General features: G+C 42.8%; 7 protein-coding genes and 1 pseudogene. 7 read left to right on the top strand and 1 reads right to left on the bottom strand.

Features of this window, described 5'->3' with window-relative positions; all coding sequences use genetic code 11:
- Positions 1-16 precede the first annotated feature (16 nt).
- The 7 genes and pseudogenes from SK578_RS09115 (at position 17) to SK578_RS09085 (ending at position 9,388) form a co-directional block, all read left to right on the top strand.
- On the top strand, positions 17-775 hold the full coding sequence (locus tag SK578_RS09115; RefSeq protein WP_042751737.1) for an isoprenyl transferase: 759 nt from the start codon (positions 17-19) through the stop codon (positions 773-775).
- An 8-nt stretch (positions 776-783) separates the two neighbouring features.
- A complete protein-coding gene (locus tag SK578_RS09110) occupies positions 784-1,587 on the top strand; it encodes a phosphatidate cytidylyltransferase (RefSeq protein WP_042751736.1) in 804 nt (267 codons plus the stop codon).
- Between the two features lie 21 nt (positions 1,588-1,608).
- Positions 1,609-2,868: an RIP metalloprotease RseP gene (rseP, locus tag SK578_RS09105; RefSeq protein WP_042751735.1), complete on the top strand. Its 1,260-nt coding sequence runs from the start codon at positions 1,609-1,611 to the stop codon at positions 2,866-2,868.
- 12 nt (positions 2,869-2,880) lie between these two features.
- Positions 2,881-4,734 carry a proline--tRNA ligase gene (locus SK578_RS09100; RefSeq protein ID WP_042751734.1) on the top strand — a complete coding sequence of 618 codons (1,854 nt, stop codon included), beginning with the start codon at positions 2,881-2,883 and terminating at the stop codon, positions 4,732-4,734.
- Positions 4,735-4,832: 98 nt separating this feature from the next.
- A complete protein-coding gene (bglA, locus tag SK578_RS09095; RefSeq protein WP_042751733.1) occupies positions 4,833-6,212 on the top strand; it encodes a 6-phospho-beta-glucosidase in 1,380 nt (459 codons plus the stop codon).
- Between the two features lie 192 nt (positions 6,213-6,404).
- The gene (glmS, locus tag SK578_RS09090) at positions 6,405-8,213 is read left to right on the top strand and encodes a glutamine--fructose-6-phosphate transaminase (isomerizing) (protein ID WP_042751732.1); all 1,809 of its coding nucleotides are present in this window, start codon (positions 6,405-6,407) and stop codon (positions 8,211-8,213) included.
- Between the two features lie 117 nt (positions 8,214-8,330).
- Positions 8,331-9,388, top strand: a pseudogene (locus tag SK578_RS09085) (LLM class flavin-dependent oxidoreductase).
- 195 nt (positions 9,389-9,583) lie between these two features.
- Here the strand turns inward: SK578_RS09085 and SK578_RS09080 are convergent.
- On the bottom strand, positions 9,584-13,372 hold the full coding sequence (locus tag SK578_RS09080) for a pullulanase (RefSeq protein WP_042751731.1): 3,789 nt from the start codon (positions 13,370-13,372) through the stop codon (positions 9,584-9,586).
- Positions 13,373-13,734 lie beyond the last annotated feature (362 nt).

The following is a 13,734-nucleotide window of genomic DNA, read 5'->3' as shown; positions in this document are numbered from 1 at the left end:
GAATAGGAATAAGATCATGTTTGGATTTTTTAAGAAAGATAAGGCTGTGGAAGTAGAGGTTCCGACACAGGTTCCTGCTCATATCGGCATCATCATGGATGGCAATGGCCGCTGGGCTAAAAAACGTATGCAACCGCGAGTCTTCGGACATAAGGCGGGCATGGAAGCGTTGCAAACTGTGACCAAGGCAGCCAACAAACTAGGCGTTAAGGTGATTACGGTCTATGCTTTTTCTACGGAAAATTGGACCCGTCCAGATCAGGAAGTCAAGTTTATCATGAACTTGCCAGTAGAGTTTTATGACAATTATGTCCCGGAATTGCATGCCAATAATGTTAAGATTCAAATGATTGGGGAAACGGACCGCCTACCTAAGCAAACCTTTGAAGCTCTGACTAAGGCTGAGGAATTGACTAAGAACAACACCGGTTTGATTCTTAATTTTGCCCTCAACTATGGTGGACGTGCTGAGATTACACAAGCTCTTAAATTGATTTCCCAGGATGTGTTAGATGCCAAAATCAACCCAGGCGACATCACAGAGGAATTGATTGGTAATTATCTTTTTACCCAGCATTTACCTAAGGACTTACGAGATCCAGACTTGATTATCCGTACTAGTGGAGAATTGCGTTTGAGCAATTTCCTTCCATGGCAGGGAGCCTACAGTGAGCTCTATTTTACGGATACCTTGTGGCCTGATTTTGACGAGGTGGCCTTGCAGGAAGCTATTCTTGCCTACAATCGTCGACAACGCCGATTTGGAGGAGTTTAGGAGGAAATATGACACAGGATTTACAGAAAAGAACCTTGTTTGCAGGGCTTGCTCTGGCTATTTTCCTACCAATTTTAATGATTGGTGGACTCTTGCTTCAGATAGCAATTGGAATCATAGCCATGCTAGCCATGCATGAACTTTTGAAGATGAGAGGTCTAGAGACCATGACGATGGAGGGCCTCTTGACCCTCTTTGCAACCTTTGCCTTGACCATTCCTTTGGAGAATTACCTGACTTTTTTACCAGTTGATGGGAATGTTGTTGCTTATAGTGTGTTGATTTCAATCATGTTAGGAACGACCGTTTTTAGCAAGTCTTATACGATTGAGGATGCGGTTTTTCCTCTTGCTATGAGTTTTTATGTTGGCTTTGGATTTAATGCTTTACTAGATGCTCGCGTTGCAGGTTTAGATAAGGCTCTCTTGGCCTTGTGTATCGTCTGGGCGACAGACAGTGGTGCCTATCTTGCTGGGATGAACTTTGGGAAACGGAAACTGGCTCCAACGGTTTCTCCAAATAAAACCTTTGAGGGTGCCTTGGGTGGTATTTTAGGCGCTATTTTAGTAACCATCATCTTTATGATGTTTGACAGAACAGTTGCTCTTCCGTATGGAATTTACAAGATGTCGGTCTTTGCTATTTTCTTTAGCATTGCTGGACAATTTGGTGATTTACTAGAAAGTTCGATCAAACGTCATTTTGGTGTCAAGGATTCTGGGAAATTTATCCCTGGACATGGTGGTGTTTTGGATCGTTTTGATAGTATGTTGCTTGTATTTCCAATCATGCACTTATTTGGACTCTTTTAATCAAAAGACGGAGGAAATACTATGCTCGGAATTTTAACCTTTATTCTGGTTTTTGGGATTATTGTAGTGGTGCACGAGTTCGGACACTTCTACTTTGCCAAGAAATCAGGGATTCTAGTGCGTGAATTTGCCATTGGCATGGGACCCAAGATCTTTGCTCATATTGGCAAGGACGGGACGGCCTATACCATTCGAATCTTGCCTCTGGGTGGCTATGTCCGTATGGCCGGTTGGGGTGATGATACAACTGAAATTAAGACAGGAACTCCTGTCAGTTTGACGCTTACTGATGATGGTAAGGTTAAACGCATCAATCTCTCAGGTAAAAAATTGGATCAAACAGCTCTTCCTATGCAGGTGACCCAATTTGACTTTGAAGACAAGCTCTTTATCAAAGGACTGGTTCTGGAAGAAGAAAAAACATTTGCAGTGGATCACGATGCAACGGTTGTGGAAGCAGACGGTACTGAGGTTCGGATTGCACCTTTAGATGTTCAATATCAAAATGCGACTATCTGGGGGAAACTCATTACTAATTTTGCAGGCCCTATGAACAACTTTATCTTAGGGGTTGTTGTTTTCTGGATTTTAATCTTCATGCAGGGTGGTGTCAGAGATGTCGATACCAACCAGTTCCATATTATGCCCCAAGGGGCCTTGGCTAAGGTGGGAGTACCAGAAACGGCACAAATTACCAAAATTGGCTCACATGAGGTTAGCAACTGGGAAAGTTTGATTCAGGCTGTGGAATCAGAAACCAAAGATAAGACGGCCCCGACCTTGGATGTGACTATTTCTGAAAAGGGTAGTGACAAACAAGTCACTGTTACTCCGGAAGAAAGTCAAGGCCGTTACCTTCTAGGTGTTCAACCGGGGATTAAGTCAGATTTTGTATCTATGTTTGTAGGTGGTTTTACAACTGCTGCTGACTCGGCCCTCCGAATTCTCTCAGCACTGAAAAATCTGATTTTCCAACCGGATTTGAACAAGCTAGGTGGACCTGTTGCCCTCTTTAAGGCAAGTAGTGATGCTGCTAAAAATGGAATTGAGAATGTCTTGTACTTCTTGGCAATAATTTCCATCAATATTGGGATTTTTAATCTTATTCCGATTCCAGCCCTGGATGGTGGTAAGATTGTGCTCAATATCCTAGAAGCCATTCGCCGCAAACCATTGAAACAAGAAATTGAAACCTATGTCACCTTGGCCGGAGTGGTCATCATGGTTGTCTTGATGATTGCTGTGACCTGGAATGACATCATGCGACTCTTTTTTAGATAATCGAGGAATATTATGAAACAAAGTAAAATGCCTATCCCAACGCTTCGCGAAATGCCAAGCGATGCTCAAGTTATCAGCCACGCTCTTATGTTGCGAGCTGGTTATGTTCGCCAAGTTTCAGCAGGCGTTTATTCTTACCTACCACTTGCTAACCGTGTGATTGAAAAAGCTAAAAACATCATGCGCCAAGAATTCGACAAGATTGGTGCCGTTGAGATGTTGGCTCCTGCCCTTCTTAGTGCAGAATTGTGGCGCGAATCAGGTCGTTATGAAACTTATGGTGAAGACCTTTACAAACTAAAAAACCGTGAAAAATCAGACTTTATCCTAGGTCCAACTCACGAAGAAACCTTTACAGCTATTGTCCGTGATTCTGTTAAGTCTTACAAGCAATTGCCGCTTAACCTTTATCAAATCCAGCCTAAGTATCGTGATGAAAAACGCCCACGTAATGGACTACTCCGTACACGTGAGTTTATCATGAAAGATGCTTACAGTTTCCACGCTAACTATGATAGCTTGGACAGTGTTTACGATGAGTACAAGGCTGCTTATGAGCGTATTTTCACTCGTAGTGGTTTAGATTTCAAGGCTATCATCGGTGACGGTGGAGCCATGGGTGGTAAGGACAGCCAAGAATTTATGGCTATTACACCTGCTCGTACAGACCTTGACCGATGGGTTGTTTTGGACAAGTCAGTTACCTCATTTGATGAAATTCCTGCAGAAGTGCAAGAAGAAATCAAGGCAGAATTGCTCAAATGGATGGTTTCTGGTGAAGATACCATTGCTTACTCAAGTGAGTCTAGCTATGCAGCTAACTTGGAAATGGCAACAAACGAGTACAAACCAAGCAACCGTGTTGTCGCTGAAGAAGAAGTGACTCGTGTCGCAACACCAGATGTTAAATCAATTGATGAAGTGGCAGCCTTCCTCAATGTTCCAGAAGAACAAACGATCAAAACCCTCTTCTATATGGCAGATGGGGAGCTTGTTGCAGCCCTTCTAGTTGGAAATGACCAGCTCAATGAAGTCAAGTTGAAAAACCATTTGGGAGCAGATTTCTTTGACGTTGCTAGCGAAGAAGAAGTGGCAAGTGTTGTTCAAGCAGGATTTGGTTCACTTGGCCCAGTTGGTTTACCAGAGAATGTTAAAATCATTGCAGACCGTAAGGTGCAAGATGTTCGCAATGCAGTTGTGGGTGCTAACGAGGATGGCTACCACTTGACTGGTGTGAACCCAGGTCGTGACTTTACTGCAGAATATGTGGATATTCGTGAAGTCCGTGAGGGTGAAATTTCCCCAGACGGGCAAGGTGTCCTTAACTTTGCGCGTGGTATCGAAATTGGTCACATCTTCAAACTCGGTACTCGTTACTCAGCAAGCATGGGAGCAGATGTTTTGGATGAAAATGGCCGTGCTGTGCCAATTATCATGGGATGTTACGGTATCGGTGTCAGCCGTCTCCTTTCAGCAGTGATGGAGCAACACGCTCGCCTCTTTGTTAATAAAACGCCAAAAGGTGAATACCGTTACGCTTGGGGAATCAATTTCCCTAAAGAATTGGCGCCATTTGATGTTCACTTGATCACTGTCAATGTCAAGGACGAAGAAGCGCAAGCTTTGACAGAAAAGCTTGAAGCAAGCTTGATGGGAGCTGGTTACGAAGTCTTGACGGATGACCGCAACGAACGTGTGGGAGTTAAATTTAGCGACAGTGACTTGATTGGATTGCCAATCCGTATCACTGTTGGTAAAAAAGCAGCCGATGGCATCGTAGAAGTGAAGATTAAAGCGACTGGTGACACCATCGAAGTTCATGCAGATAACTTGCTCGAAACGCTTGAAATTCTCAGCAAGAAATAAAAACTATAATCAGAAGAAAAACAAGGAAAAAATGTAACTAGTTTTTACCTTGTTTTTTCTGTATAATGGGAAAAATGACTAGATAAAGAGGTAAATGTATGCTAAGATTTCCAAAGGATTTTGTCTGGGGATCCTCTACTTCTGGACCACAAACAGAAGGACGTGTAGCTGGTGACGGTAAGGGAGATAATCTCTGGGATTATTGGTACCAAGTGGAGCCAAATCGCTACTATAATGGAATTGGTCCAGATAAGACATCGACTTTTTATGAAAACTGGGAAAAGGATATCGAGCTCTTGTTGGAAACTGGTCACACGGCCTTTCGGACTTCTATTCAGTGGTCACGGATTTTTCCACAAGGGCGTGGGAAAGTCAATTCTCAAGGTGTAGATTTTTACCGTAAGGCTTTTGAGGCTATTAAGGCTAAAGGGATTCGTCTTTTAGTCAATCTTTATCATTTTGATCTGCCTTTTGCTCTTCAAGAAGATGGTGATGGTTGGGAAAATAAGGAGACTGTCTCAGCCTATGAAGACTATGCTCGTTTTTGTTTTGAGACTTATGGAGATTTAGTGGATCAATGGATTACCTTTAACGAGCCAATCGTTCCAGTAGAATTTGGATATTTTTACGATGCCCATTATCCACATAAGGTGGATGCAGAGGCAGCCGTTAAAGTAGCTTATCATACACAATTGGCCAGCAGTCGGGCGGTTAAGGCCTGTCATGAACTCTTGCCTGATTCCAAGATTGGGATTGTCCTCAACTTGACACCGGCTTATCCACGTAGCCAGCATCCTGCTGATGTCAAGGCTGCTCGCATTGCGGATCTTTTTCAGGCCCAATCTTTCTTAGATCCGTCTGTTTTGGGGACTTATCCACAGGAGTTGGTAGAAATCTTGCATGAACAAGGTCTCTTGCCTGATGCTATAGAGGAGGAGTTGAAGCTCATTCGTGACAATACAGTGGACTTCCTTGGTGTCAACTACTATCAACCTTTACGTGTTATGGCGCCTCGATTTGCTAAGCATCCAGAGAGTCCACTCTTACCAGAACATTTTTACGAGCCTTATGTGATGCCTGGACGTAAAATCAATCCTCATCGTGGCTGGGAGATTTATGAACAAGGGATTTATGACATTGCTCAAAATATCAAGGAAAATTATGGCAATATTGAGTGGATGTTGACAGAGAATGGTATGGGTGTTGAAGGGGAAGAAAAATTCCGTGAGAATGGAATGATTCAAGATGATTATCGTATTGACTTTGTAAAAGGTCATCTTCGTGAACTTCACCGTGCCATTGAAGACGGAGCCAATTGTAAGGGCTACTTGATTTGGACCTTTATCGATTGCTGGTCATGGCTCAATAGTTATAAAAATCGCTACGGTTTGGTCGAACTAGACTTGGAAACGCAAGAACGTCGTCTGAAAAAGTCAGGGCACTGGTTCAAGGAATTAAGCGATAATAATGGATTTTAAAAAGGACTTTGACTGATTATTCTAATTGGTCAGAGTTTTTTTAATTTCAGGAAGTTGATATGAACTATACCAATTTTTACTCTTGACAAGTGAAAGAAACAAGTATATACTGTTTTTGCTGATTCTATAAAAGAGGAATTAGACTATACCAATTTTAAGGAGAAAGCACAGCTGGTCTGTGTCGTATATACTATGTGTGGAATTGTTGGTGTTGTTGGAAACACAAATGCAACTGATATTTTGATTCAAGGGCTTGAAAAGCTCGAATACCGTGGCTATGATTCTGCGGGAATTTTTGTCCTAGGTGGTGCTGAAAATCACCTAGTCAAGGCTGTCGGTCGTATTGCAGAATTGTCTGCTAAGACAGCTGGTGTTGAGGGAATAACTGGTATCGGACATACTCGTTGGGCTACTCATGGAAAACCAACTGAAGACAATGCTCACCCACACCGTTCTGAGACAGAACGTTTTGTCTTGGTTCACAATGGGGTCATTGAAAACTACCTCGAAATCAAGGAAGAATACCTTGTAGGTCACCATTTCAAGGGGCAAACAGATACTGAAATCGCCGTTCACTTGATTGGAAAATTTGCGGAAGAAGATGGCTTGTCAGTGCTTGAAGCCTTCAAAAAAGCTCTTCACATCATCCGTGGTTCTTATGCCTTTGCCTTGGTTGACTCACAAGATCCTGAAGTCATCTACGTGGCTAAGAATAAATCACCACTTTTGATTGGTCTTGGGGAAGGCTATAACATGGTCTGCTCAGACGCCATGGCTATGATTCGTGAGACCAACCAGTACATGGAAATCCATGACCAAGAGTTGGTCATCGTCAAGGCTGATAGTGTAGAGGTTCAAGACTATGATGGTAATGGTCGTGAGCGTGCTAACTATACTGCTGAGCTTGACTTGTCAGATATCGGTAAGGGAACTTACCCTTACTACATGCTAAAGGAAATTGACGAGCAACCAACGGTGATGCGTAAACTCATCCAAGCCTACACAGATGAGGCTGGTCAAGTTGTTGTAGACCCAGCTATTATCAAGGCCGTTCAAGACGCAGACCGCATCTACATTCTTGCAGCTGGAACATCTTACCACGCAGGATTTGCTTCTAAGAAGATGCTGGAAGAATTGACTGATACACCAGTGGAGCTTGGAATTTCATCTGAGTGGGGCTATGGTATGCCACTTCTCAGCAAGAAACCACTTTTCATCTTTATCAGCCAGTCTGGTGAAACAGCGGATAGCCGTCAGGTTTTGGTTAAGGCTAATGAAATGGGAATCCCAAGCTTGACAGTGACAAATGTCCCAGGTTCAACTCTTTCTCGTGAAGCTAATCATACCATGCTTCTTCATGCAGGTCCTGAAATTGCCGTGGCATCAACTAAGGCTTATACAGCGCAAATCGCAGCCCTTGCCTTCCTTGCAAAAGCAGTCGGAGAAGCAAATGGTAATGCTAAAGCGCAAGCATTTGACCTAGTTCATGAGTTGTCAATCGTAGCTCAATCTATCGAATCAACTCTTTCAGAGAAAGAAACCATTGAAGCCAAGGTTCGTGAGCTTCTTGAAACAACTCGCAACGCCTTTTATATCGGACGTGGTCAAGATTACTATGTAGCCATGGAAGCAAGTCTCAAACTCAAAGAGATTTCTTACATCCAGTGTGAAGGTTTTGCGGCAGGAGAACTTAAGCACGGGACTATTGCCTTGATTGAAGAAGGAACACCTGTCTTGGCGCTCTTGTCAGATCCAGTTCTTGCCAACCACACTCGTGGAAATATCCAAGAGGTGGCAGCTCGTGGTGCCAAGGTGCTTACTATCGCAGAAGAAAATGTTGCCAAAGATACAGACGATATCGTCCTTACGACTGTACACCCTTACCTCTCACCAATTTCAATGGTTGTGCCAACGCAATTGGTCGCTTACTTTGCAACTCTGCACCGTGGGCTAGATGTGGATAAACCACGTAACCTTGCTAAATCAGTAACGGTAGAATAAGCTAAAAAGTCTAGTTATCTAGGCTTTTTCTTGTGAGCAAATCGGTTGCTTGTAGTCAAGTTTCGTGTTAGAATAATTTTTCAAATTGAAGGACAGAGGTAGATAGGGAGAATCACAATGGTAGAATTAGGGATTTCAACATTTGGGGAAACAACGGCGCTTGAAAGGACTGGGAAGGCTTACAGTCATGCTGAACGCATTCGCCAGTTGGTGGCAGAGATTGAGCTGGCTGACAAGGTTGGTTTGGATGTATATGGAATTGGTGAGCATCATCGAGCAGATTTTGCAGTATCAGCTCCAGAGATTGTACTAGCAGCTGGGGCAGTTAATACCAAGAAAATCCGTTTGACCAGTGCAGTCAGCATACTCTCGAGCATGGATTCGATTCGCTTGTTCCAACAGTATGCCACTATCGATGCTTTGTCAAATGGACGTGCGGAGATTATTGCCGGAAGGGGTTCTTTCACGGAATCTTTCTCCTTGTTTGGCTATGATTTGAAAGACTACGAAGCCCTCTTTGATGAGAAATTAGACTTGCTCCAGTTAGTCAATGAGAAGACCAAGTTAGACTGGAAAGGGCGATTGACTCAAACAATCTCTGGCAAAGAAGTCTATCCTCGTCCAGTTCAGGACAAATTACCCTTGTGGATAGCGACAGGTGGTCATGTCGAATCAACTGTGAAGATTGCTCAGGCAGGCTTGCCGATTGTCTATGCCATTATTGGTGGTAACCCTCGTTATTTTAAAAAGTTGATTCAGGCTTATCGTGAGATTGGGAGCGAGGCAGGCCATGCCAGTCATCAACTAAAGGTCGGGGCTCATTCTTGGGGTTGGATTGCTGAGGATGGCGATCAGGCTGTGAAAGATTATTTCCATCCGACCAAGCAAGTGGTTTATGCTATTTCCAAAGACCGTCCGCACTGGCAGGAATTGCGTTATGAGCAATATTTGGAGCAAGTTGGCCAAATGGTGCTATGTTTGTGGGCAATCCAGATCAGGTGGCAGAAAAATTGATTCGCATGATTGAGGATTTAGGTTTGGACCGCTTTATGTTGCACCTACCTCTAGGTTCCATGCCTCATGAACAAGTTTTGAGAGCTATTGAACTCTTCGGAACGCAAGTGGCTCCAAAAGTACGGGCTTATTTTGCCATGAAAGAGGCTTATACTCAATGAAAATCAAAGAGCAAACTAGGAAGCTAGCCGCAGGCTGTACTTGAGTACGGCAAGGTGAAGCTGACGTGGTTTGAAGAGATTTTCGAAGAGTATTAATAAAAAATCCTAATCAAGCTTATTAGGACGACAAATATTGTATAAAAATCAATCCCCCGAGCGTTATGGCTTGGGGGATAGTTCTATAGGAGGGCTAGTTTAGTTCTCTTTTTTGTTTTTTAGCAAGAACCCGAGACCTAGAAGAGCAAGGAGACTAATTCCTGCAAACAGGAGTTTGTGATCATTTTTGGTTCCTGTATTTGGTAGTTCAGCTTGTGAATCAGCTGTAGCTTGGTTAGGTTTATTTTCTGCATCAGCTACTTTTGTATCTGGTTTTGCAGAATCAGGTTTAGTTTGTGGAGCAGGAGTTTGCTGTTCCGGTTTGACTACTCGGTTTGACATATTGTCTTGGCTGTTATTTTGACCGTGTTCTTGTTTTAAGCTAGAAAGATCAAATTCTGGTTTTTCTTCCACAGCTGGGGCAACGATAGCACCGCCTTGAGCGATTCGAAGAACAGTAGCTGTAAGGGCATTTAATTTCAAGCCTTTTTCGGTCCATTCAAGTCCTTTCGGGTTGGCAATTCCTACTGGTCCTGCTTGGTTTTCATCTGCCAAAACTTCAGCATTTCTGAGGTGGTCGAAGGCAGTTCCCAAATTAAATTCGCGAGCTTTTTCGTCTGCATTGACAAAGACTGCGTAGATATCACCGTTTGGAGCAGTAATTTGGTAGCCAATTACTACATCCTCTTTTTCTACACCATTTTGACCCGGGACAGTGATGAGTTGGACACGGTCTTTGATATCTTGGAGACTCTTAAGTCGGAAGGCATCTGTAGATTGACGTAGGGCGATCAGACCTTTCATGTAGTCACGGCTCTTGACATTTTCAGGATATGCTTTTCCATCTGTAGCCTTAGTCCAGTCAAACTTGTTAATAGCATCACTCGAATCGTAAGAGTCGTGGATGAAGTAAGGATAGTCAAATGGATTGCCGTCCTTATCACGCAACAAGTGAGATTTGTTTGGAACCTTATCCTCTGCTACTGGAGTCTTGTAGGCTGGGTCACGGAATTGTTTAGTACGTCCGTATTCCTGACCAGAGTGGATAAATGGAGTTCCTTGAGCTGTCAAGACCATGAGATTTCCAAGTCGCAAACGACGGTGGATTTCAGCATAGTTCTCAGCCTTGCTTGGGTCTTTTTTGATAGACTGGGCAATGATGTCAAAGAGGGTCAAGTTATCATGGGCTGCGATGTATTGAATCACATCTCCAGGACTATCTGCTTCAAAGTTGGTTGGTTGTGCAATCAGATTTTTAAAGATGGTGTTGACATCACGCTTGCCACCTGTGATAAAGGCAGGTTGACCTTCGTTTGGATAACCAGACTTGAGGTTGTTACGGATGTCGTCTGAGAAGACTGCTACAGTATCGGTATGTTTCATCCAATCTTGGTCAGCAGCTTTAGTAGGCATATTTTCATCACCAGCATAGGTTCTCCAACCTTCACCAAGCATGATTAGATTTGGATTGAGGGCGCGTGCAGCCTTGTAAGCTTCTTCGATAGAAGCGGCATCATGGTCTCCCATCATATCGAAACGGAATCCATCAACTTTGTAGGTATCAACTAGATACTTGATAGAATCAACTAGGAGGCGTTTGGTCATATAGTGAGTTGTCCCCAAACGTCCACCACCAAAGCTAGTTCGAGGTGTTCCATCAGCATCCATAAAGTGATAGTAGTTTGGTTCCAAATCTTCAAAAATATCGACTTTGGCTGTATGGTTATAAACTACGTCCAGGATAGCTCCCATGCCACGTTTGTGGATTTCGTTGATGAGGTTTTTAAATTCTGCGATTCGTTTTTCTGGATTCTTAGGATCGCTTGAATACATACCAGTCAAGGAGAAGTAGTTTTGAGGGTCATATCCCCAGTTGTAGTTGCTGTTGCTTGAAGCATAGTCAGACAAGCGTTCATGGTTTTTCAATTCATTGACAAAGTAGTAAGACAAGACTGGAAGGAGCTGGATGTGGGTTACACCCAAGTCTTTGAGGTAGTCTAGTTTTTCGATAAAGGCTTCAAAAGTACCAAATGGCTTAGTCAAATCTTTTGCGATGGCAGGATCTGAAGTGAAGTCACGCACATGAGCTTCATAGATGACAGCATCTTCGCGCGATTTGAAGTTGCGAATCTTACCATAAGTCAAGTCTTGAGGTCCTAGTTTTGCTGGATCTACAAAGGCAGCTTTAGCCACTTTATGGGCATCGTCGATCTTAGCATTGTCACTATTCCAAGCAGCGAGAGATTTAGCGTAAGGATCGAGTGCAAGAACAGTTTTCCCCTGACGCTCGATTTGGTAGTGGTAGTAGTAGCCAGTATAGTTGCTGATACCGAGACCAGAGTTTTCATTCAGAGTTTGTTTCCAAGTTCCTCTTTTACCTTTTTCAAGAGCAACAGTTCCAACCACTTTTTCAGGGTCATTCTTGTCGTAGACAACGACAGAGACCTTATCAGCACTTGGTGACCAAAGGGTTAAATCAACTTGTTTTCCTTCTTCTTTTAGGTCAGCTCCCAGTTTACCATTATAGCTGTAAGTCTCATCTTTAAGACGCCAGCTTGTTTTGGTAGTGAATTTGTCAGAGTTGTAGCTAACGGTATAAGGATGTTTTGTATCAGAGAAATCTCCGCTGTAGGTCACTTTCTTGCCAACTTCATCGATTGCAACATCGGTGATAGTTACCTTATTTCCTAGGTGATTAGTAATGTTGGAGTGTTTGAGGATATCCTCTTTTTTAGCACCGACAAGTGTTGAAAAACTACTCTCAATGCTAGAAGTGCCTACGTGTTGGGCTCCTGTCATACGGATATCATGGACATAGTATGGATTTGTGTAAATCGATTCATCATCGTCTTTTAGGAAAATTTGGCTATGATTTTTCAAATCTGTGAACTTATAATCTTCTTTACGGATTTTCACATCGTCTCCTTGTTTGTTTCTGTCTAATAATAAAAATCCAAGATCTTTAGCTGCATCTTTGAGTGGAATATCAATATAGCGACCATATTTGCCTGTAGCCGTAAAGTCTGTTCCGTTAGGCCATTCACCACTACTTGGATTTTTCACATCTCCCCAGTACCAGAGAGATTTCTTGTCATAGTTGGCATCTGTACGGTAGTAGTTGACGCGAATAGTTCCTGCAGGTTGTGGCTCGTAAGAGAAAACCTTGTGATCTTGGTCCAACCAAGCCTCATTCATTTTTGGTGCCAGTTTCTCTACCGATTTATCGCCGGTTAGATTTTTCCCAGCTGTATTATTGATGAGGAAGCTAATTTTCTTGGCTTGTTCTCCCTTTAATTTGACATCTAGGTAGTAGCCGTAGTCATCTTTTTTGGCATCCTTGAAGGATAAGGCTCCGTTAGGCCAATTTTCAGATGGTTTTTCAACATCATCCCAAGTCCATAGTCCTTGACTATCCTTGTTTTCTTCAGGAAGTTTTTTGACATGGATGCGGAAGTAATTGTCTTCGATTGGCTCTTCTGCCTTAGTTTCAGTCGTTACTGGACTCGTAGAAGTAGTTGGCTCATTGGAACGTTCTTGCCCGGTTTGTGGTGCGGAATCGGCGGGAGTTGCAGCCGGAGTGGGTGCCTCTGTTGCAGGTTGTTTTTCTTCTTTTTTCTCTAGGGAAGCGTTTGCATTTTTTGGCGAAGAAATATCACTTTCCTTCTTACCAGAGCTCGTTGCTGTATCAGTAAGAGGCTGTGCAAGGGCAGTAGTGGTTTCATTACTAGTTCCCTTATTGCTTGTAGTATTTTCGTTGGCTGAAATAGTTGGTGTAGCCATGGCAAGCAGAACAAGGCTTGCTCCAATAAGGACAGAACCAGTTCCATTTTTGAGGGAACGGATGCTGTAAACCATTTTTTTCTCAGTGTGAGATGGTGTTTTTCTCATAATGATTCTCCAATCAATAAATTTCTATATCAGTATAGCACTTAGTAAAAGAATATGCAAGCGTTTTCCTGAAACTAAAATAAAAGAAAAATCGCAACAGATTTTGTTACGATTTAGCTAGTCTTTCTAATAGGAAAAGATTTTGTCAAAAATTCGTCAATCCCCTTGAAAAATCTAGCTAAATAGGGTATAATATGAGTAATCATTTGTCGTAGGTTTTGTCTGAAATATTGTCCAGACAAGGCTCACAGCAGTTAAATCTTCTGAAAAAGTCAGATTTAGCTGCTCTTTTTGTGCTTTTTTTCAGGATTTTGAGTACTTGTAATAAAGACTTAAAGATTCTGAAAATTTATCAAAGGGAC

This window comes from Streptococcus mitis (assembly GCF_000722755.1).
Classification (GTDB): domain Bacteria; phylum Bacillota; class Bacilli; order Lactobacillales; family Streptococcaceae; genus Streptococcus; species Streptococcus mitis_CM.
The sequence above is the reverse complement of the archived record's forward strand: the minus strand, read 5'-3'. Positions and strand labels throughout refer to the sequence as shown.

Bases quoted from the DNA above. Each gene is read 5' to 3' on its own strand.
- SK578_RS09100 (WP_042751734.1), top strand. From the start codon at position 2,881: ATGAAACAAAGTAAAATGCCTATCCCAACGCTTCGCGAAATGCCAAGC.
- rseP (WP_042751735.1), top strand. From the start codon at position 1,609: ATGCTCGGAATTTTAACCTTTATTCTGGTTTTTGGGATTATTGTAGTG.
- SK578_RS09110 (WP_042751736.1), top strand. From the start codon at position 784: ATGACACAGGATTTACAGAAAAGAACCTTGTTTGCAGGGCTTGCTCTG.
- SK578_RS09080 (WP_042751731.1), bottom strand. From the start codon at position 13,372: ATGAGAAAAACACCATCTCACACTGAGAAAAAAATGGTTTACAGCATC.
- SK578_RS09115 (WP_042751737.1), top strand. From the start codon at position 17: ATGTTTGGATTTTTTAAGAAAGATAAGGCTGTGGAAGTAGAGGTTCCG.
- glmS (WP_042751732.1), top strand. From the start codon at position 6,405: ATGTGTGGAATTGTTGGTGTTGTTGGAAACACAAATGCAACTGATATT.
- bglA (WP_042751733.1), top strand. From the start codon at position 4,833: ATGCTAAGATTTCCAAAGGATTTTGTCTGGGGATCCTCTACTTCTGGA.